The organism is Arenibacter flavimaris (assembly GCF_030291335.1).
Taxonomy (GTDB): Bacteria; Bacteroidota; Bacteroidia; order Flavobacteriales; family Flavobacteriaceae; genus Arenibacter.
This window is the reverse complement of record NZ_JASWIM010000056.1, coordinates 1-21,150: the sequence shown is the minus strand read 5'-3', so window position 1 is coordinate 21,150 and position 21,150 is coordinate 1. Positions and strand designations below refer to the sequence as shown.

The window sequence follows — 21,150 nt, the reverse complement described above, 5'->3', positions numbered from 1 at the left end:
ATAATGCAATTCCAATTCCACATTAAGCTCTGTTATCTCCATTTTTTGGACAGTCCGTATTATTTTTCGAGCTTCAGTTTCACGTATCTGCATATTCCGTCCATTTGGATAAATGTATCTTTCGATTTCCTTTTTATAGTTCTCCACAAGTTTCTTGATTTCACCTGTGGCAAAAACGTCCAAATAGGTTTTGGCGCCTGGTACTTTTTTATATATCTCCGAAATCAACTTAATGATTTCAGTTTTCTCCATTCCGCTCAATTCTTTTTTTACTTCTCTAAATGCCATTTTAGACAATTTTTTTTTAAGCTTGTTGGTAACCTGTTATATCAATCAATACGAATATAACGGTTTATCCATTTATGCCCGGGATAAAGAGAGGTTTCTAAGCACTTTATTCGGAAAGGGGGATTGTTGTAATCCCATAAAAGGTTCTTTTTAGGGAACTATCTAAAATAAGATGTTTATCAACTTTAGAGAACTGGACTAGTGCTTTTCATGGGAGGTTGTATTGTGCAACATATAATATATTTAATTGCCTTCTTTTTTATCAAATTCCGAATTTATTCTATTTCTTGTTTCAAAGGAGGCCATTGCCATGCACACAAGAAAACTTGTCATTACGCCCCATAATCCCCAAGGAGTGTTTTGTTCATTGACAAAAAATCCGAGTACAGATGTCACAAAAGGAATCCATGAAAATTTAATCAAATTTTTGGCAAATACTTTTTGCGAAAAATCCCATTGCTCCTGGTTTTTCATAGAATGTTTATTTCGAAATCCATTTACACGCCCTATTTTTGTTGGCTTCTTTTTAAGTATTAATCCCATGATTAATACAATTGAGCCAAAAGTAATAGAACCAAGTCCTAAGAGAAAATTGAAGTTCATCTAAATGAAAATGTTTTTCGGTTTTAAGTTGACAATATGTTGCACGTAGGGATATAATCACTGATCTAGTATCCATTTATACTAACACTGTCAAGGTGGTATATTTTCGTGTATGAGCTTAGTCCCATAAAACTTTAAGATTAGGGAACTACTCTTGAAAAATAGTAATTAGTTTATTAGCTTTAATATCCAATTCGAAATTTCCTCAAGGGCAATTGGCGAAAACGTCTGTTCTATTTTTCCGTACTCAAATGGAGATCCTGTCTCGCATTCCTGAAACAAATGATTTAGTCCCTGTAATTCCATTATGGTAACCTTGTTATTGCCGCCTTTTTTCAAAGCATTACCGATGGCCGTTAGATTTTCTTTGGGGGGGACTTGTAGGTCCTTTTCCCCATTTACTGCTAGGACAGGGCAACTAACTTTTTCTAACACCAATGCTGGGTCATGTTTTACAAAATACATCATCCAAGGAGTTGAAATTTGACTTACTTGAGCCGTAATAAATTGTTCAGTGGTCATCCCTTCAGGTACAACCTCATTTGAGTTTTTATCCAAAGCCACGTCTAAATACATTTGCAGATCTTTTCTTAAGCTTTGAGGGTCTTCTGAATTCATGACAATCTCAAGTTCCCTTTTTCTAGTTGAATTGGACTTTTCCATTTCCTTTTCAGATTTACCCATTGATCTTTCTATCAATCCGCCTTGTAACAACAACAATTGATCTCCTCTTATACCCGAACCGGCCAATAAAACAATAAAACCTACATCTTTAGACCTGGCGGCTACCAAAGGTGCTATTATTCCGCCTTCGCTATGTCCAATTAAGCCAATTTTATTATTGTCAATATCTTTCCTCGAATTTAAAAACGAGATTGCGCTTTCCACGTCCTTAGAGAAATCCAAGGTTGTGGCTTCAGCAAAATTACCTGTTGACTCCCCAAAACCTCTATCGTCATATCGCAATACCGCTATGCCTTGTTTGGTCAGGTGATCGGAGATTACCAAAAACGGTTTGTGTCCAAGAAGTTCTTCATTGCGGTTTTGGGGACCGCTACCAGAAATAAGAATTACTGCCGGAAAAGGCCCTTTCCCTTTTGGAAGTGTTAAAGTACCCGCTAAGGTCAAGTTTGCCCCTACATTTTGGAACTTCACTTCTTCGCTGAGATATGGATATGGCGTTTTTGGTTCTTGAGGTCTTGTCCTTTCCGCTTTTTCCACTTTTTCCCTTGTCAAATCCAACTGAAGTGTTCGACCCACTTGTTTGAAATTCCCCAATACAATGTCGTCTTCACCTAAAATACCTTCGTATTCAATTTTTGCGTTTGATACAACAAGTCTCAATGTTGAGTCTTTAAAACTTGTGGATGTTACAGGTATTCCATAGGCTCCTTGGTCAGGGCTATCCATTGTTGAACTGTAACCACTATCAATTTTGCTGATTTTGAATACTAAGTTTAATTGTGTTCCCTGAACATCTAATGTGCCATGCCATTGACCCGTAATATCCTGTCCATGGATGGCCAATGTTGTCAGGATGGCAATCAGAATTAGATTTATGCCTTTCATATGATTTAGGTTAATTGGATTATTAGAAATTTAGATAAAATTTCAGCAAGCAAAAGTGATAGGATGAATAATACTATTGGCACTTTTCCTTTGGCATTTGAAGCAACTTTAAAGCCATTGAACAATAAGGTAATGTACCATATTATAAAAATCATTGTAATAATTCCGAATGTAATCGTTGTCAACCAAGTTAAAGGTGAAATTTCGCCTATAAGTTCTGGATCGGCATATTCAATCAATTCCTCACTGGACTTGGTAATTAACTTATTTATATTAAATATTGGAAGAATATAAAGGGGGGTACGTGCTACCATAGCGGTGCTTACTATATCGATTAATCTTGTTTTTCTATTTATATATTTGGAGGAAATGTATAAAAATAGCGTCAAGCAAATGACATTGATCAAGTTGTCGGATAGCGCATCAAATAGAGAAGTATTGTTTACGACATGGAGATCAAGGATTCCATCAAATCGAATATTGAAAGTATAGGCAAGGAACGAACCTAGTAGGGTGAAAATTATGCCTGATGAGATTAAAGTTTTTTCGGAATATTTTTCAAAAAGTTTGAACAGTATTGTTTTCATAACTATTTATTTTTTTGGAGTTGGTCAATTTTTTCAATGATATCATCCAGTTTATTCCTTACCGTAGGATAACTGTTCCCCATTTTTAAAGCCATCTGTTTCAGACTACCACTGGATTGAATAAATTCAAATATAAAATCCTGGTCTTCGGATGAAAGTTGAAGTAGTAATGGTAGTGAATAGTTTCCGGAAATAACAGTCTCGCAACTAGGACAAGCTAGCTGACTAACAATTAAAGATTTTTCGCAACTTGGACAGTTAATTGGGAGTTTTTTCATTCTATTAAATGATTACACGTATTTCAAAATTAAGATATTTATAAATAATATTAATAACAAAATTAATATTATTTAACAAAATATATATTTTATTAAAAAATCTGAAAGAATGGATACATTTGAAAAAAATCAGCATATGACAGGTGCGTATTAAACCGAGATTTAGAAAATCTTTGAATTGAAGGTTTGTAAATTAGGGAGATATCCTAAAAGGGCAAGGCCACATTTATAACCTAAAATACCAGGATTATAAAAACTGAATCAAAAATAACAGTGGTAAAAAGGAATTAAGAATTTATTTAACGTTGATGACAAATTTACCTCCAACATTGTTCCATTTATAGGACCTGTCTTTTTAAAGTGAGCCGCTAATCAAGATGTATAAACTGGATCATACCATGCTCGGAATCTTAGTTAAAATTACCAGTATTATTATACGATTGTTTTGTTATGGTTTTTATTAAAAAGTAAACCGAGGGAATAAAAATTAATCCCATTGTTAGAGGCAGAAACCAAATACCAAGACCATCAGCAGTTCCATTAATATTCTGCAATGTTCTGAAAACAATCATTCCAAATAGGATAACAACCACCAATTTTAATATTCTGACCAATCGTGTTGTAATGGTGTAACTTTTAAATACGTTTTCTTTTGTTATTGAATTGGGATAATTGAATCGCTGAAGAAAATGGTTTACTATTGTCATTGAGATGTTCAGAATCGATGCAACGATTGGTAATGTTAGAATTTTCGATTTGTTTCCTAAGCCGTCCACTTTTCCAGCTCCGTTAAAATGAATCGGTATTGTTTCAGGCAAATTAGAGTAATTCGTTAGAGTTAAAATCCAAATTCCAGCCAAGATAAGCCAACCAAAAATCTCAATTCCCTTATCAAGGTTGGTCATTTTCAATATTATTTTAGGACGCAATTTTTTATTCATTTTCTCACAGATTCCAATCAATGGCCTTCTTGCGAAGCTAGTTGATAAACCAATATCCAATAAAATTTCCAAAACCCCACTATCTAAATGAAATTAGCCTCGGTATGGTTAAGATGTTTATCGGTCCTACTTTTGCATAAAAGTTCAAAGGAATTGGTCTTATAGGTTTAGTTTTCACTAAAGTATAGAATGAATACAATATTGTCATTGAAAGTCACATAAAATGTTTGTGGCTGTTGCAGAACTCCGATAAATGAAACGACTTTAGAAAGGTGTGTGTCCCAAAAACGGTTCTTTTTATAAAACTCGAACATACACATCCTTGTTGAAACTATCCATAGCATAAATCTTATAGTGCAGTGTAAATTTATTGGACACTTGCCGTAAAGATATTATACAAAGGGAATTTCTTAGAATAGAGCGATTAACTATTATATATTTGGTTTTTAGTACATTACGTTTTATGGCATAAATTTAGGTGTAATAATCGGAATGCAATGGGTGGCAAATCGGCTATAGCCGTCCGACTTAAGTTTGCCAACTCATCAATTTATAAACGAGAACCATGTTCAAAAACTATCTAAAAATCGCACGGCGAAATCTCTGGAAAAACAAGTTATATTCCCTAATTAATATTGTAGGAATGACAGTAGCTGTTACCTGTTTGCTTTTTGCTGGAATTTATTGGAACGAGGAACATAGTTTCGATGATTTTCATACCAATAATCCAAACTTATACAGAATCACCACAAATATGGTGGAACATAAAGGAGCCATTGCACAAACGGTAGGTAGAACGGGACAAGTTCAAGGGCCAGCATTTAAAGATGCCATACCTGAATTAAAGAAATATGTACGCGTAATGGGCGGCGAAATATACTATGAGGTTTCTTCAGAAGAGAAAATCCTAAATTTAAATATACTTTACGTTGATTCTAATTTTTTTGATGTCTTTACCTTTCCACTGTTATATGGAGATAAGGCAACGTCGTTAAACGAAGTAAACTCGGTAGTGATTTCAGAAAGTACTGCTATGCGACTTTTTAACTCTACCAATGTGATCGGGAAAGTGTTGCGAATAAATAATGACCCTTCTTTTCAGCGGTTAAAAAAGCCTTTGGTAATTACTGCAGTAGTAGAAGATGCTCCCAAAAACTCTTCCATCCAATTTGAGGTTTTACTTCCGTTCAGTTTTCTTGAACTTGCTTGGGTCGATACCAATTGGCTGAATGCCTATTTAGGAACCTTTGTGGTTTTAGAGCCTACATCAGATATAGCAGCTATAAAACAGAAGTTCGACCGTGTGTTTACCATACATGCCAAAGACCAAGTGGAGCAAAAGATAGCTAGTTACGGTTTTGATTCCGAGATAAATTATGGATTACAAAATATTTCGGATATACACTTGAATCCCCATCTGAATCGGGATAATTCTGGTATCGAATCTGGAGCCGTCGTAAATACTAGCAACTCAATATATTCTATCGTTTTTATCGCCATAGCCTTACTTATTTTAATAATGGCAGCTATCAATTTTATTAATATTAGTATAGCTTCCGCCATAAAGAGAGCAAAAGAAATAGGGGTCAGAAAAATTGCCGGAGGTAACAAAACTCAAATTATTTTTCAGTTCCTTATCGAGTCGGGCTTGCTTTGTGGCATTTCATTTTTTCTTTCCCTTTTGTCAATAAAGTTATTAATTCCATTTTTTAATTCCCTTACGGGCAAACAATTTGCGTTTACAGAAATGCTGAATTTTCATTCAGGAGCATTTCTACTATTAATTTTTGGGTTAATTATTTTACTTACCGGGCTTTATCCAGCTTTTGTCCTTTCTAAGCTAAAACCAGCTGAAGTACTTTACAATAAAATGAAATGGAGTGGTAGAAATTTAGCGGGACGCGGGTTGGTCGTTTTTCAATTTTCCTTGGGAATATTTTTGCTCATCGCGACCATCATATTTTATTCGCAAATGGATTATATACGCACTAAAGATTTGGGTTATAATCCTAACCAAATCATAACCACGAGTATTTCAGGAAACCGAGATTTCGCTGCCATCGGTAAAGTATTGAAAGAAGAATTATCCAAAGAATCGGCAATAGCGTCCGTCTCTTATGCCCATAATTATTTTTCGGATGCGGTAATGGTAAATAATAAGCAAATAGAAACTTCACTAATTAGGGTTGATGAAAATTACCTGCCAGATGTTGAGATTCCTATACTCTTGGGGCGAAATTTTTCTACTGATTTTTCAACCGATCCCACAAATTCAGTTATTGTAAACGAAACTTTTGTAAAAAAGTTCAATTTATCTGATCCTGTGGGTGAATCCATAAAACTAATTGAATATGAAGTGGGCAATCAAAATCGAACAATAATCGGAGTAGTAAAAGACTTTCACTCGGGATCGCTTAGGGAGCCTATTAAACCAATGTATATGGCTATGCTTCAAGTTCCGAAAGGAAAAATTTTAGTCAAGTTTCAGAAGTCAAGACAACAAGAAGCCATCTTAGCTTTAGAAAAGGTTTACAAAACCATTATGCCTGATGCCGTGTTTTCTTACGATTTTTTGAATGAGTTGAATGCAAAACAATACAAACAAGAACAGCAATGGCAGAAATTGGTCAATATCGCTACTATACTTTCTTTGATTATCTGTTGCTTCGGATTGCTGAGTATGGCCCGTTTATCTATAAATCAGCGTATTAAAGAAATTGGAGTACGTAAGGTTTTAGGGGCAACTGTTACGCAAATAGTATCATTACACACCACGTATTTCCTTAAACTTGTCATTATGGCCTTTATTCTAGCTGCACCTATTGCCTGGTGGGCAGCCGAGTATTGGCTTCAAAATTTTGCGTACCGAATAGAACTGTCCTTTTGGTTATTAGCCTTTGCAGGAATAATTTCATTGCTTATTGGTACGCTTACCGTAAGTTTTCAAGCCATAAAATCGGCAAATGCAGACCCGGTCAAAAGTTTAAGAACAGAATAACTTTTTTTAGTCTTTTAATTTTCATTCGTTGGTTTTAGAGTATGATTAAACGGCCAATAGATGATGTGCTATTGAAAGTTTAGTAATGTCCTAAAAATGGTTGGTTTTACGGTGCTATTCGATAATCCCTCTCTATTGCAACCTGTTCTTCTCTTCTTCCGCACCACCTCTTTTGTCAGCTGATTTAAGTTTGATGTTTCCAAATTTATAAGAAACACTTAACCGAACAACACGACTATCGTAGTTGGTATTAATGTCATAGCTACTATTGGGCAGGGTGCTAAAAGTCGTTCTTTTGCCCCTAGTGTTAAAAATGTCGTTTACGGCCAACTTAACGTTCATCTTATCATCAAAAAACGTTCTGCTTACCCCCAAATCTATTCCGTAATATGATTTTAAGTTGAACACACCGTACACATTTGGCGATACATAATTGGCACTCAATTCGGCAGATGATCTATCGTCGATAGTGAAAGTATGGTTTGTACTTGCTTGCCAAGCAAGTTTTTCCAATTGGAGCGTTGCACCTTCTACATCATCCGATTTATATTGGTTATAGTACATCGACAAGTTATTATAGGTGTTCCACCAGTTGGTAACTTTGATAGGTGCATTAATATTCATACTGTAAGAACTGAAACCGTTAAGGTTTGCATCAGTTTGAGAAATCGATTGAGTTTCCTCATCGGTCAATAGTATAAAGGCGATTGCATCTTTCGTATTGCTGTAGCTCAAGTCGAATTTATATTTGTTCTTAAGCTGGTAGCCGAAATTATAGGTGTTCGTGTATTGAGGCTTTAAAAATGGGTTGCCGAAACGGAACGTATATTGATCTATAAAGTAGACGAACGGGTTTAAAGATGAATAGTTAGGACGGTCAATTCTTCTTCCATAACTGGCACTGATCGTATTTGAATCATTGATTTTTTTCTGAACAAAAAGTGTCGGGAACAAGTCCGTATAGGTTCTGTCAACAACATTTGCATCCGTTACGGAGTTTCCGGTAGATGCGGTTCTTTCCGCACGTAATCCAGCTTGAATGTTGTATGACCCCAATTGCGTGTTGTAATTCACGTATGCCGCACTAATTTTTTCGCTATAAATAAACTGGTTGCTTCGTCTCTCATCGTTTACATAGCTACCGTTATCTTGCAGTACGTCAAATTGAAGGATATTGTCCGTTTCAACTGAACTATATTTTAATCCGGCTTCAACTTTTGAAGTCTCGTTAAAGGGGTGCGTAAAATCAACTTTTCCGACATAAATATCCGCATCCTGAGGGGTAAGGTTTCTAAAATTATCGGCACGAAATTCGTTTCGGTTTTCATCCAAAAAACGATTGCTAAAATCAAAGCTTTCATTTCTTCTTGAATTGGAATAATCGTAGCTAAGAGCCAAATCAGTACCCACGGTGTCCAGCTTTACATTGTAGTTCAAGTTATAGGTTACATATTTGGTAGGAAACCTTCCGGTATTCAACCCGACAACCGTTGAATCGACAATCCCGCGTTGCGCACCTATCTCCGTAGTACCCATCAATTTTGAATCGCCATCCCGAAAATTACCGCTAATGATAAAACCTAGTGTACTTTTTGGAGATAGGTTTACGTCCGTTCCAACTTTGAAGTTATGGGTTTTGTATTGGTATTTATCGAAGGATGAAGAATTGAAAAAAGACGATTCCTCTGAGAATGATGCAGACCTATCGACATCGATTGTGCTAAAATCTTCATTATCCGAGTAGTCATAATTTGCGAAAATATTGAGTACATCATTTCTATGGTTCAAGGCCACTCCCCCATTGGTTTTTCTATATCTGCCTTGTCCATTGCTTAGATTTACGCTTACATTCGTTCCGGCATTCTGATTTTTTTTCATCTTGATGTTGATGATTCCCGCATTGCCAGCGGCATCGTATTTTGCAGATGGATTTGTCATGATTTCAATGGATTCGATTGCACTCGATTGCGTAGAACTCATCAGGTTTTTCAATTGGTCTTGAGATAAGTACGTTTGCTTTCCATTAATCAAAATCAGTACATTGCTTTTGCCTATCAGACTGAGTACACCGTTATCGACGGTTACACCCGGAGCTTTTTGCAGAATATCCATTGCGGTGTTGCCCGTGGCGAGTACACTATTTTCGATATTCAATACGACCCTATCCACTTTGTTCTGAATTAACGATTTTTTGCTTGTTACCGTTACCCCTTCGAGTTCAAAGCTTTCTTCTTCCAATAGTAGTGTGCCAAAATTCTTTTTCTCATTTGGAGCGATTTCGAATACTTCTGAATTATAGGTTTTAAAGCCCAATATACTTGCTGAAACATAATACTTTCCAGTAGGTACTTTTTCAACTAGAAATGACCCTAAGTCATCGGACATTGCCCCTTTTACCATTGATGAATCCGATGCTTTGAATACCACGAGATTGGCGTATGGCAAAGGTTCATTTGTAGCGGTCGTTATCTCCCCGTTTATTTCTGCGGTTGCTTCCGTTTGTGCATTGGCAGTCATGCAGAGCAAGGTTGCACAAAAGATTAATATTAGACTTGCGAAGTTATTTTTATATGATTTCATGGCTTAAATTTTGACATTAGTTTGCTACCCCAAGGATTTTTCTTAGGTCAACAATACATTAATAAATAGCTGGGTTACTCTAGTGTTCTTTCGAACCGTCGTCACGGTTCTTTAAGAAGTAAGTGATTAGAAGGTAATATATCAAAAGGCCAATGGACAGTAATATTATAACTACTCCATATGGAAGTATGGATTCATCCATTTTATAGGGCAAGAATTCTTGAATTATCAATCCAAGACCGCCAAAAATTCCTAGCAAAGTCCATTTAAGAACATTCTGCTCCCTTTCTTTTGGCCCTTTGGTTTCCAAAATTGCCTTAACAACATTTTCATCGTCCAAGTTGGTTTCTATCATTCTTTTTCTTGTCCGATATTTCATCAATTGGATTAAGATCATGGTAAACATCCAGGCAATTGCCGTAATCATTATGTAAGGTGCGATTCTGTATAACATATCATTGTGTTTTGCTAAGTAGACAACTGCTTTTCGGTTTAGGTTGCAGAAAAAATAAAAAAATTTATATTAATTTCTGATTGGCTTTAGTGCAACCCATCAAAGTTGGATAATTCTCGCTTATTTTGCAACCTTATTTAAATTTGTGTTGTCTACTTGATATGAGTATAACCGAGGAAAAGGAAATGATTGCCCGTATAATCAAAGGGGATACCAATGCATTTTCGGCACTTGTGGACAAATATCAAAACCTGATTTTTCATGTGGTCAAAAGGGTAGTTCCAGAACAGATGGATGCAGAAGATGTATCTCAGGAGGTATTTGTAAAGGTTTATAGAAGTATCGGCAGTTTTAAGCATCAGTCAAAATTATCCACTTGGATTGCAAAAATCGCCTACTTGACCGCACTAAATCACGTGAAAAAGTACAAAAGGAATTTGACCGAGGATTACCCCGAAGACGTTGTTAGCCTAAAGAGCGATCAAGATAATCCGGCAGAACAATTAACCAAAAAAAATACTTCGGAGTACCTTAATAAACTTATTGAACAACTGCCCGAGCAATATCGGATAGTTGTAACGTTGTTCCATTTGGAAGAATTTACAGTTGAGGAAATCAATGAAACTACAGGAATGCCCGAAGGCACGATTAAAAGCTATTTGTATAGGGCACGGAAGATGCTAAAGGAAAAAATTAAAGACCATTTAAAAGACGATTATGAAGAAAGATGAAGATTTTAGAATTCAGGAGCTTCTAGACCAAAAAATGAAGGGTATTGAGGATGAAACTCCGGAAACGATAGATGCAGAAGACTTAAAGGCCTACGAAGTACTTTACGGGCATTTAAAGGAAAAGCCCGGGCAGGGCCTTTCGCTTTCGTTTAAACCGAACGTGCTAAGACTAATCGAGACCGAGAAAAAACAGGCCAACGATACCAAATTCTATTGGCTTTTGGGTTTCGTTCTTCTTTTCGGTACGGTTGTAATCGCTTCAATGTTTCTCGTTTTTAAAGATGCCCTTGCTCCATCTTTAGGCGTTTTGGACAAGTACAAAGGGTTTGTTTTTATTGGAATTATTGCGGTAATACTATTCAATGTTGTTGAGAAAAGATTGACCAAAAATAAATTTGATTCAGTTCTATAAAACGGCCTTTTTATGGGTCAGTTTTGAGACTACTTATATTCTTTTATATAAGTGTCCCATTCTTGGTCCTTTTTAATAGTTTCGTTAATTAACCTTTTACGGAACTACATAAGTATATTTAAATGACCGTTTATTTGAACTTTGGGTTATGGTTTTTGGATATGCTAGGGTAAGTACTGCAGAACAGAATCTGGATCTGCAATTCGACGCCTTCTTAAAAGAAGGTATTGATAAAAAGAACATTTATACGGATAAGGTTTCCAGTTCTCAAGAAGAACGTAAAAGCTTAAGCAAACTTCTGGATTTTGCCCGTGAAGGGGACACTATTGTTGTTTGGAAATTGGACCGCCTGGCCAGAAGCTTGATTCATTTTACAAACTTCTTAAACCAACTCAATGAAAAAGGGGTCAAGTTCCGGAGCATTACCGAACCTTTTTTGGATACGACGGACAAGTCTTCGCATTCCCAATTCATTGTAAACATGTTCGCTGCCCTAGCACAGTTAGAACGGGATATTATCATTGAACGTACCAAGGCCGGTTTGGCCTCTGCGAGAGCAAGGGGGAAAATATTAGGTGCCCCCACGGGGATTAGCAAGAAAAATCAGCAAATAGCGGTACTTTGTGAGGAGTATTTTAATGAAGGAATAATGACGGTTAGTGAAATAAGTGATCGGCTTGAAATATCCAGGGCGACTTATTATAAATATCTACGGATAAGGGGGCTTGATGGAAAACTTAGGCCTTACGGAGGGAAAAAATGATTTCCGTACCGGTGTGGTGTTTCGGTTTTTTAGAAGGAGACCAAATAAAATGTCATAAAAATTACCTATTGAAGCTCTTGTATCACTTTGTTGTAGAAGTCTTCACCCAGTTTAGGACCACCTAGATGATCTACATAAATAGACTTATAACGAACAAAATTTTCTAATAAATTTTCTTTGAATTTTTGCTGTTTATAGTAAAGCACAAAGTCGATACAAAAATATCCAGAGGCAATATCGGTAGAGTCGTAAATAAAATCAAAGAGATTCTGATTTTCGATAATTGCTCTTCCTATCCAAATGAATTTGGGATAAGTTTTCATTACAACAGCCTTTTTTACAGAAGTATTATTTTCACTTTCTGAAATTGTCCTTTTGTAATCATTGCTTTCTATTAAGAAAACATCCCATTCGATTTCTAATTTGAATAGGTTAGATTTAAAAAAGATTTGATCAATAAGACTTACCTTATCAAAAACATCTTGGAACTTAATTCTAATCTTGGGATATACTGGAATGATTACCGCGTATATTTTAGCATTGATAGCATTACCATTTGAATCCGGCCATGGTGTTTGAATATCATCATTCCCAGTAAAGCTCATTTTCGCAAATGGGCCAACTTGGTCATCATGGGCGTAGAATTTTTCAATATTATCTGCCAGCAATGAAATTTCTTCCGATTTTTCATTTTCGACAGTGAAGTCTGAATACCCATTTATGGTTATTAGGTGGCCAAGTCCGTCTGCAAATTTTAGAAACAATAATGTTGGCAACCCAGCCCTATTATAGGCATAAATTAGTCTTTTGGCTGACTTAACATTGCTTTGGAAATAATCTGAGATAATATACTCAGAAACCAAACCTGTAGATTCTATGGCCTTACAAATTTGAGTAATATCAAGACCAGGGTTAGGAAACGTACGTCCGTAGTTCAAAAAAAGGTTACCTGCTCTTTTAGTGATTTCACTTGGTGAGGGAAGGTTGGTATCAAAAAGTTTGGAAGTCTTATGAAATGCACTCCAAATTGCAACTGAAGCACAAGCTGCCACAACAGTATCTTGTTCTTGATATACTAAAGATTTTAACTTCAACACTTTTCCAAAAAGGTTGACTTTGTATTCCCTGCAACTAGGATAAAACCTTTCCATACCATCATTCCTTACTTCATATGTTTTTAACAATGTAGGACCAATTATGCTATCCGGAAGCGGTTTAACTACAATATATCCAAGGTAGCAATCGTTCAGAAAATTTGACTTGGAATCATAAAGCTCTTTTTCGAATTTGATATCATCAAAACTTTTCCCAAAAAAATGGACTCTTTTACAATCTCTTTTGTAGTCCTGAAAACATATAGAATAATAGTTCGAATAATCTATTAGATAAGCTTTTGATATATAAGGTTCTTCCACCAATATTGTTTTGGCGACAATACCATCTGGGCCTAAATAATTTTGAAAGTATTTAAAATGCTTACGCTTTTCTAGTACGTTTAGAGGTATTCTTTGATTATCCAGAGCGATTTTTAAGTTGTCGTCGGTATACTCAAAGATTTCATAAGACATGTCCAAACTTATCTTCCAGCTTTAATAGACATAGCTTCATTATCAGATTTGAAACTTTTGCGAAAATTGTCGTTGTTGGTTTTGACTTCTTCCAATGCTTTCAATAAATCGGCTTCGCTAACTCTATTAATCTGATTTTTTGCAGTTAGAAAATTGGTTGAATGTATATTTGACATAAAAATAGGGATGGTAATGATGAATTGTATTAAATCATAACACTTAATTCTTGCTTTTAGTATACTAAAAGCCTCCTTGTTCCCAGCGAATATAACCATAAAGCAATATAAATACAAAATTTATTTCCGTTTATTCTTCATGTTCTTATGGTTACCTATCTCCTTATCTAAATCAAAATCCTGATTTTTCTTTTTGGCTGCCATAAGAAATCTAGTTGATTTTAACTGATTCTCTTCCAGTAGTTTTCCCTCTTTCTTCAACAACTTCTCAATGCGTTGTACACCTTCTTTAACAAGCAAATTAGAATTTACACCAAGTTGTTCCAACTTCTTGTCCAACTCTTCTGTTGAATGAGTACTTCTTTCAGATTCTTCGAAAATTCTGTTTAATATTTTACCAGTTGCTTTTTTTGTCATAATTATTGTTTCAGTGAACCAAAAATTTGGTTCGAATTCATCTTTTCTATACGTGATCTTAGTTTTCGTACTAAATTGTTGTATTCTCCATAGCTTAAGTCCAGTTCTTCGCAAATGTCCTTTCTTTTTGCACCATCATAGATCAAGAGAAACAATTTAAATAGGATGGACTCCTTGTCCAATTGAGCCTTAATAATGTCTAGGACTTGGGCAGCATTCATATTTTCTTCGGCTGAATATTTCTCCTGATGATTAAGTTCAAGGATGTCGTTGGCATCGCTCATCTTTACCTCTTTATTCCTTGCCAAGTTGGCAACCATGCCCTTTACAACATGGAATTTGAGATAACTTAATAAATCTGCCTTTTTTGGGTCCCAATTCCATGTTCCAGAAAGCACCGCTTCTATAGCCTCATATGCTATTTCTTCTGGAGAATATCCTTTAATTCCTTTTTCATACAGCAAATTCCAAAATCTAAATCTGGAATAAGCGTAGTAGGTTAGGTCCTTAATAATGTAATCCCAATTCTGTGTTTCAAACAATTTTATCTTCTCTGAATTCATATAACCTTGGCCTTTACGTACTAATGTTATAAAGTTCAATAAAATAACAAAAGGATAAAAAAAATTCAATTGAAAATATCTGATACTTCTTAACATTAATAAGTATAGGCACAATTAATAAAAATAAAATATTAGATGCTATGACAGACAAAATAGAAATTATCGATTTAGAAGAGTTTTCAAAAGACAACAAGAAGCCCCCAAGGCGCAAGCGGTACAGAATAAAGGTAGACCGAGATAAATTTGTTGTCGAAGAGGAATCTAAGATTGGGCGTGAGATTTTGGAATTGGCAGGAAAAATGCCGGCCTCTCAATATCAGTTGAGACAGAAATTTCGAGGAGGTACTGTGAAGAAAATTGGATTAGACGAAAGTGTTGATTTTACAGAGCCAGGTATTGAAAAATTCATAACAATACCCCTAGATCAAACCGAGGGCTAATGGAAACCAGACATGAATTTGATTTATCCGATGAGGACCAAGGATTTTTACAAACCCTTGGTTTTCCTTGGGAAACTGTAAAAGAAAAAGGTCAGCTCTGGGTTCTAATACACAATTTTGAACTTCCAAATGGTTATGTACAGAAACATGTAACTGCTGCTATTAACATTCCGTCCGCTTATCCAAGGGCCCAATTGGATATGGTATATTTTTCACCTGCAATATCCAGGAAAGACGGACATCGCATAGGTGCCTTGGCAACCTTGACCTTGGATAATAAAACCTGGCAAAGATGGTCCAGACATAGGACTTTGAAAAATCCATGGCGTGAAGGTGTTGACAATATTTCAACCCACTTCGCACTAATCGAAAATTGGCTACAAAGAGAATTTAATAAAATCCCATATGAAGTACCAGCTTAGAATTTCAGGTAAGCATGCCAAACAAATGAAAAAACATCTTTTCCCAAGTGATAATATGGAGGCAGTATCCATAGCTTTGTGCGGGCATCATAAAGGTGATGAATTAATTATCCTTTGTGTTCACGAAGTTTTCGACATCCCATATGACCAATGTAGACGCTCACCGGATTATGTGAACTGGAAAACAGAATCACTTATTCCATTAATTGAAAAAGCGGCCAAACTAAAGCTAAGTGTTGTGAAGTTCCATAGTCACCCTGGAGGCTTCAATCGTTTTTCCGAATTGGATGATACTTCCGACTGGAAGTTATTCCCTTCTATTTACGGATGGATTGATGGTGAACATCCTCATGGAAGCGTTGTTGCCTTGCCCAATGGAAAATTTTTCGGTAGGGTCATCGGTGAAGACAACAATTTTCAAGATTTCGAACGAATTATGGTAGCCGGAGATACTATTAACATATTTTGTCGAACCAAATCGGATGTGAATCCGGGCATGGCTATCAGAAATATTCAATCATTCGGCCTTGGCACAAGCGAATTGCTTAAAAATATGGTAGTTGGCGTGGTAGGTGCTTCCGGTACTGGATCTCCTTTAATAGAGCAATTGGTACGTCTTGGTATGGGCAAGATTATAATGATAGACCCGGACATCGTAGAACTTAAAAATTTAAACAGAATATTAAATACATACAAGTGTCATGCAGAAACAGAATCCTTTAAGGTCGATGTAATAAAGGAAGCCATCAAAAAAATTGGATTTGAGACAGAAGTAGTATCCTATACAGATAATTTATATGATTCGAGGGACTCAATCATAGCGCTTATAAGTTGTGATGTCATTTTTGGATGTGTTGACAGCATTGATGGAAGACATTTGTTAAATCAGATTTCCACATTTTACTGTATCCCATATTTTGATATAGGAATAAAGCTGGAGGCTGATGGCCTTGGTGGTATTAATCAAATTAATGGCGCTGTCCATTTTATCCAGCCCGGAGGATCATCCCTTCTTTCCAGAGGTGTTTATAGCATAAAGGGTCTAGAGGCAGCAACATTGAAGCGTGAAAATAATGATGAATATGAAATGAGACTTAAGGAAAAGTACATTGTCAATGTCAATGTTGAAAGCCCTGCTGTTATCAGTGTAAACATGTTCGTATCCAGTTTCTGCGTTAACGACTTTTTGAATAGGATACACCAATATAAGGGGTATGCACCGAGTGAAAGAGCGGTAACCTGGTTGTCTCTATCTGAAGATATGATTTTCCACGATTGTGATGGAGTTCCTGACGATTATCTAGCCAAAAAGGTTGGCCTTGGTGATCAGAAGCCTTTTTTAGACGTACCAGGGTTATGAGAGCACTGAGGAATATAATCCAGAATATTTCAACCCATTTTCCATGGAATAGGTATACTTTTAGATATGTCGAAGACATTCCTGAATATCCCGCTCGCAGAATACTTTATATTGTTGGGAGTATTAAGAGTTCATGGTTGCTGTTCTTTAAATGCCCTTGTGGGTGCGACAAAGTAATACATTTAAACTTAATGGAGGACGAGTCTCCGAGATGGAGTTATACTATGATTAGGAATAGAGTTAATATAGCGCCATCGATACATAGGCTGAAGGGTTGTAAAAGTCATTTTTGGATAAAAAAAGGTAGAATAATTTGGTGTTTTCACTGACTTGTTTCTTACTCATAGGGCTTTGAGGGGTAGGTAAATTTGGGTTTTAAAACTTAGCCTCTTTACGGAATGCACTTTTTGTAAGGAGTTTATTATGCTCTGCGATTTTTAGTTTCTTTAAAAGTTGAAACAAACGACAATTTCACGTCTTCATTAAAATAATGGTTAATCACCTTTCTTATGCTTGTGAGGTTTTAGTGATGGCGTATTTTTAGGAGTCTCCTTATTATCTCGTTGACGCCTATCTGGTTTTCCTGTTGAATCCGCAATCCTTTTTGGTCCTGGTTTAATTCCCATAATCTTCTATTTTATTAAATATATATACTGTAAGTTTACTAATTATTACCAAATATCACGCTAAAATGTCGCAAAATTTATTAACATTTGAGGGGTTTACGAAATAACTCCAGACCCACACTTATTTGTTTTATTTTAGAATGAATATTGAGGAATAGATAAAGTTCAAATAAAGGATCAATGAAAAACACCTTTCTCATACTATTTCTTTTGTATTTCTTAACGGGATGTAACGAACAGAAATTAAGTCATAAAGAAACTGTAAGTAGATATTACAATGCTTTTGATTCAGGCAAATACAATGAAATAAAAGCTATAATAAATGATAGTGTCACAATAATTTCCGGAGATTACGAAACACCTTATAACCATGACAGTTTTTATGATTTTTTTAAATGGGATTCCATATTTAAACCATCCTATAAAATCGTTGAATTAGACGAAAAGAACAATGATATTATCGTGACAGTTGCCCAAGATAATGTTCGCAATGAGTTTTTAAAGAACAATCCTTTGGTTTTTAAGGTCAAAGTATCTTTTACTTCAGGGAAAATTTCAAAGCTTGAGGAATTAGAATACATTGATGTAAATTGGGAAGTTTGGAACCAAGAGAAAGACTCGCTAGTTAGTTGGATAAAGAATAATCATCATGATTTAGATGGCTTCGTAGAAGATATGACAATGAACGGTTCTAAAGATTATTTGAAGGCTATTGAACTATACGCTTCAAATAGATATAATTTACAATAAAGTTCAAATAAAGGATTAAAATGACACTACAAGAAATTGAACATGAATTTAATAATGAATTCGGCTCTATATCAGATAGGTTCATCATTATCACAGAAAATCTATTGAATTTAGCTAGTTCTGATAAAAAGTATATTTATCACCCAGGTGTCTATGTTTTCTATTTTGAAGATAAGGTGATTAAGGTTGGAAGACATTTGACAAATAGCCGAAAAAGAGCACTAGAACATATTAGGGATAACACTAGAAATGAATATTTAGAAATGAAGTCCTTAAAAGAAAATAAAAAGGCCAAAGTCTTACTTTTTAATTTGATAGACCCAAACAACTACCATTGGTTAGCTTCGGTTGAAATGTATCTAGAGAAAAAGTTGGAACCGGTCATTAAATCAAAACGCCAAGGTTAACCAAAGTTCAAATAAAGGATAGAAAATATGTCCGAGTTAGAATTAAAAAACGGCAAAACCTTTGTCTTCACTGATCAATACGAAACGGTTGAAGCTAAGATATCCTATGGCAAAACACTTGAAGGATATAATGCATTCAAAATTTGGTTTAATGGTAAGTTTGTAATAATATCTAAAACATTTATTCCAATAGTTCACAAATTGAATGAATTGTCAGATAGATACCAGTTAGAAGAATCTAAGTTTAAATAAACGATTAACCAAATTGTAAATTAATCTGAAAAGTGTCTTATATATCCAAAGTAAGTATTGATTGTCCCCGGGAACAACCGTTTCCTTTTGACATATCTGCGGTTAAATATGCCAAGGAATTGGATTTTTCGAATCCGATCACTTTTATTATAGGAGATAATGGAACAGGTAAATCGACTCTATTGGAGACAATTGCATTTAGACTTCAACTACCGAACATGGACGGTTCTTCTTATAGTAAGAGGGGCTTCGAAGCCGCTAGAATATTAATGGATTACTTATCTATTGAGTGGGCGATAGATAGACCGCGCGGATTCTTTTTGAGGGCGGAGGATTTTGGAAATTTGTTGAACGGCATACAAAATGAAGATAACAGACTTTCTACCTTTTTCGAAGATATTAAAGGAGATGTCCCAGACCATGTTCTTAGATCAATTCGCGATAATTCGAACTATCAGATACACAATATGTACAAGAACTATGGTCAAGACCTGCAAGGTTTCTCTCATGGCGAGGCCTACTTTAAAATAATGAACGATAAAATCAATCAACGTGGAATATATTTATTGGACGAACCTGAAGCTGCACTGTCCCCGTCCAAGCAGCTTTCGTTGCTATACTTCATCAAGGAACATCTTAGGCACAACATATCACAGTTCATTGTAGCCACTCATTCCCCTATGCTAATGGCCTATCCAGGGGCGACAATTTACCAAATTTCTGATGATGGTATGAAAAAAGTTGATTTTGAGGATACTGATCATTATTCAATAACAAGGTCATTTTTAAATAATCCCGATGCCTATCTTAGACATCTAGAATGATTTACCAAAGTTCACTTGAAGGATACATTTGCTAATCATTTAAGAAGTGTCAAAATTACGGACTATTTCAAAGTAAGTAATGTGTATATTATATACATGGTATATTTATTGTATATTTGTTTTATAAAATGTTGATCATGAAAAAAAACATAGACATTGACGAAACAATTTTAACTAAACTTAAAATCTTATCGGCATTTGAGAATATGAGCGTAAAGGCTCTAATGGAAAAAGCAATATCATTTTTTGTGGAACAAAAAGAGAAAGAACGCTTGAATGCTCTTTCGGATGAAGAAAAAGAAGATTTAGGACTTCTCCTACTAATGCAACAAGTAGACAGGACTGAAACAGTAAGTAGAGAAGATGTAATGAATGCCTTAGACGAATGAAAGTTATCTTCCTAAAGAGTTTTCTTAGTGACATTAAGAAAGTCAAGGACAAGGGGTTAAAATCAAGAATAAAGAAATTGATTCTTGAAATTGAAGCTGCCAAAAGTTTAGAAGAAATAACTGGCGTAAAAAAAATGAGGGGCTACTCCATTGCTTACCGAATAAGAATGGGCGATTATAGATTAGGACTCTATAAAGAAACTGATTGTGTCGAATTAGCAAGGTTTCTGAAACGCAATGATATTTACAAAGTTTTTCCTAAGTAATATTCTATTTGAAGTTTAAATATAGGACATGTTAGAAGATGGTTTTAGGTCGCATAGATATAGTGATATAGTGGGCAACCTAAGGGATAATGGTTTTCTGACCGCTGAGGATGTCAGAAAGCTGCTAAAAGAATATACAACCACCCAAAAAATTACTTTTGATTGTATAGACGATGAAAAGGCCAAAATCGTATCTGAAGCGTTAATTGATAATTATAATCGGTCAAGGTCTTAATAAACGATGAATTGGATTCTGTGAGGAATCTACCTTGTCTTGCTTTCAAATTAAAGAAAAGAATACCGCACACACTTTCCCTTTTTTTAGTAAATACCTACAGAATTGAAAAAATCCGTTTCAAAAAAAGGGATCAAGAACAAAACTTGGGTCTGAAGTGAATAATTTATTTCTTTGCACTTTAAATTTAAGGGATGGACAAAGGAACCGATTTATCGTTATTGAGCTTATTTTTACCAGAGGGATTACTC

Annotated in this window: 26 protein-coding genes; 15 read left to right on the top strand and 11 right to left on the bottom strand. The window is 35.3% G+C overall.

Annotation, left to right across the window (positions count from 1 at the left end; genetic code table 11):
* The 6 genes from QSE00_RS23935 to QSE00_RS23910 form a co-directional block, all read right to left on the bottom strand.
* A partial coding sequence (locus QSE00_RS23935; RefSeq protein ID WP_459076857.1) for a DUF6155 family protein occupies positions 1-288 on the bottom strand: 288 nt, incomplete at its 3' end.
* 243 nt (positions 289-531) lie between these two features.
* Positions 532-891, bottom strand: a complete 360-nt coding sequence (locus QSE00_RS23930; RefSeq protein WP_286107828.1) for an SdpI family protein — start codon at positions 889-891, stop codon at positions 532-534.
* A 168-nt stretch (positions 892-1,059) separates the two neighbouring features.
* On the bottom strand, positions 1,060-2,460 hold the full coding sequence (locus tag QSE00_RS23925; protein WP_286107827.1) for an alpha/beta hydrolase family protein: 1,401 nt from the start codon (positions 2,458-2,460) through the stop codon (positions 1,060-1,062).
* 5 nt (positions 2,461-2,465) lie between these two features.
* Positions 2,466-3,047, bottom strand: coding sequence for a hypothetical protein (locus QSE00_RS23920; protein WP_286107826.1), 582 nt, complete (start codon positions 3,045-3,047; stop codon positions 2,466-2,468).
* Between the two features lie 2 nt (positions 3,048-3,049).
* Positions 3,050-3,325 (bottom strand): DUF2089 family protein, encoded by a 276-nt coding sequence (locus QSE00_RS23915; protein WP_286107825.1) that lies wholly within the window; start codon positions 3,323-3,325, stop codon positions 3,050-3,052.
* 410 nt (positions 3,326-3,735) lie between these two features.
* On the bottom strand, positions 3,736-4,338 hold the full coding sequence (locus QSE00_RS23910) for a DUF1648 domain-containing protein (protein WP_286107824.1): 603 nt from the start codon (positions 4,336-4,338) through the stop codon (positions 3,736-3,738).
* Between the two features lie 493 nt (positions 4,339-4,831).
* Here QSE00_RS23910 and QSE00_RS23905 point away from each other — a divergent pair, with 493 nt between their 5' ends.
* Positions 4,832-7,264 carry an ABC transporter permease gene (locus tag QSE00_RS23905; RefSeq protein WP_286107823.1) on the top strand — a complete coding sequence of 811 codons (2,433 nt, stop codon included), beginning with the start codon at positions 4,832-4,834 and terminating at the stop codon, positions 7,262-7,264.
* A 132-nt stretch (positions 7,265-7,396) separates the two neighbouring features.
* On the opposite strand, the gene QSE00_RS23900 is transcribed toward QSE00_RS23905, so the two are convergent.
* Together QSE00_RS23900 and QSE00_RS23895 are read right to left on the bottom strand one after the other, a co-directional pair.
* A complete protein-coding gene (locus tag QSE00_RS23900; protein ID WP_286107822.1) occupies positions 7,397-9,844 on the bottom strand; it encodes a TonB-dependent receptor in 2,448 nt (815 codons plus the stop codon).
* Between the two features lie 79 nt (positions 9,845-9,923).
* The gene (locus QSE00_RS23895) at positions 9,924-10,298 is read right to left on the bottom strand and encodes a DUF6249 domain-containing protein (protein WP_286107821.1); all 375 of its coding nucleotides are present in this window, start codon (positions 10,296-10,298) and stop codon (positions 9,924-9,926) included.
* A 161-nt stretch (positions 10,299-10,459) separates the two neighbouring features.
* Here QSE00_RS23895 and QSE00_RS23890 point away from each other — a divergent pair, with 161 nt between their 5' ends.
* The 3 genes from QSE00_RS23890 to QSE00_RS23880 all read left to right on the top strand — a co-directional run bounded on the left by QSE00_RS23890 (position 10,460) and on the right by QSE00_RS23880 (position 12,204).
* Positions 10,460-11,029, top strand: coding sequence for an RNA polymerase sigma factor (locus QSE00_RS23890; protein ID WP_286107820.1), 570 nt, complete (start codon positions 10,460-10,462; stop codon positions 11,027-11,029).
* Positions 11,016-11,441: a hypothetical protein gene (locus QSE00_RS23885; RefSeq protein WP_286107819.1), complete on the top strand. Its 426-nt coding sequence runs from the start codon at positions 11,016-11,018 to the stop codon at positions 11,439-11,441. Before QSE00_RS23890 ends, QSE00_RS23885 begins: the two co-directional genes overlap by 14 nt.
* Positions 11,442-11,589: 148 nt before the next feature.
* On the top strand, positions 11,590-12,204 hold the full coding sequence (locus QSE00_RS23880; protein ID WP_286107818.1) for a recombinase family protein: 615 nt from the start codon (positions 11,590-11,592) through the stop codon (positions 12,202-12,204).
* A gap of 65 nt (positions 12,205-12,269) precedes the next feature.
* On the opposite strand, the gene QSE00_RS23875 is transcribed toward QSE00_RS23880, so the two are convergent.
* The 3 genes from QSE00_RS23875 to QSE00_RS23865 all read right to left on the bottom strand — a co-directional run bounded on the left by QSE00_RS23875 (position 12,270) and on the right by QSE00_RS23865 (position 14,928).
* A complete protein-coding gene (locus QSE00_RS23875; RefSeq protein ID WP_286107817.1) occupies positions 12,270-13,772 on the bottom strand; it encodes a hypothetical protein in 1,503 nt (500 codons plus the stop codon).
* A gap of 296 nt (positions 13,773-14,068) precedes the next feature.
* Positions 14,069-14,365: a hypothetical protein gene (locus QSE00_RS23870; protein ID WP_286107816.1), complete on the bottom strand. Its 297-nt coding sequence runs from the start codon at positions 14,363-14,365 to the stop codon at positions 14,069-14,071.
* Positions 14,366-14,367: 2 nt separating this feature from the next.
* Complete coding sequence (locus QSE00_RS23865) at positions 14,368-14,928, bottom strand: hypothetical protein (protein ID WP_286107815.1); 561 nt, start codon at positions 14,926-14,928, stop codon at positions 14,368-14,370.
* Positions 14,929-15,068: 140 nt separating this feature from the next.
* Here QSE00_RS23865 and QSE00_RS23860 point away from each other — a divergent pair, with 140 nt between their 5' ends.
* From QSE00_RS23860 to QSE00_RS23815, 11 genes are all read left to right on the top strand, one after another.
* Entirely contained in the window at positions 15,069-15,368 is a 300-nt protein-coding gene (locus QSE00_RS23860) for a multiubiquitin domain-containing protein (RefSeq protein WP_286107814.1), read from the top strand.
* Complete coding sequence (locus tag QSE00_RS23855; protein WP_286107813.1) at positions 15,368-15,790, top strand: E2/UBC family protein; 423 nt, start codon at positions 15,368-15,370, stop codon at positions 15,788-15,790. The genes QSE00_RS23860 and QSE00_RS23855 overlap by 1 nt, the downstream gene beginning before the upstream one ends.
* The gene (locus QSE00_RS23850) at positions 15,774-17,150 is read left to right on the top strand and encodes a ThiF family adenylyltransferase (protein ID WP_286107812.1); all 1,377 of its coding nucleotides are present in this window, start codon (positions 15,774-15,776) and stop codon (positions 17,148-17,150) included. Before QSE00_RS23855 ends, QSE00_RS23850 begins: the two co-directional genes overlap by 17 nt.
* Positions 17,147-17,479 carry a DUF6527 family protein gene (locus tag QSE00_RS25310; protein WP_353477497.1) on the top strand — a complete coding sequence of 111 codons (333 nt, stop codon included), beginning with the start codon at positions 17,147-17,149 and terminating at the stop codon, positions 17,477-17,479. The genes QSE00_RS23850 and QSE00_RS25310 overlap by 4 nt, the downstream gene beginning before the upstream one ends.
* Positions 17,480-17,956: 477 nt before the next feature.
* On the top strand, positions 17,957-18,526 hold the full coding sequence (locus tag QSE00_RS23845; protein WP_286107811.1) for a hypothetical protein: 570 nt from the start codon (positions 17,957-17,959) through the stop codon (positions 18,524-18,526).
* A gap of 20 nt (positions 18,527-18,546) precedes the next feature.
* A complete protein-coding gene (locus QSE00_RS23840) occupies positions 18,547-18,933 on the top strand; it encodes a hypothetical protein (protein ID WP_286107810.1) in 387 nt (128 codons plus the stop codon).
* Between the two features lie 27 nt (positions 18,934-18,960).
* Positions 18,961-19,185: a hypothetical protein gene (locus tag QSE00_RS23835; protein ID WP_286107809.1), complete on the top strand. Its 225-nt coding sequence runs from the start codon at positions 18,961-18,963 to the stop codon at positions 19,183-19,185.
* Between the two features lie 32 nt (positions 19,186-19,217).
* Complete coding sequence (locus tag QSE00_RS23830; RefSeq protein ID WP_286107808.1) at positions 19,218-20,009, top strand: AAA family ATPase; 792 nt, start codon at positions 19,218-19,220, stop codon at positions 20,007-20,009.
* A 137-nt stretch (positions 20,010-20,146) separates the two neighbouring features.
* Entirely contained in the window at positions 20,147-20,398 is a 252-nt protein-coding gene (locus tag QSE00_RS23825) for a hypothetical protein (RefSeq protein WP_286107807.1), read from the top strand.
* A complete protein-coding gene (locus QSE00_RS23820) occupies positions 20,395-20,664 on the top strand; it encodes a type II toxin-antitoxin system RelE family toxin (RefSeq protein WP_031442719.1) in 270 nt (89 codons plus the stop codon). The genes QSE00_RS23825 and QSE00_RS23820 overlap by 4 nt, the downstream gene beginning before the upstream one ends.
* A gap of 28 nt (positions 20,665-20,692) precedes the next feature.
* Positions 20,693-20,899, top strand: coding sequence for a hypothetical protein (locus QSE00_RS23815; protein ID WP_085500090.1), 207 nt, complete (start codon positions 20,693-20,695; stop codon positions 20,897-20,899).
* Positions 20,900-21,150: the final 251 nt, after the last annotated feature.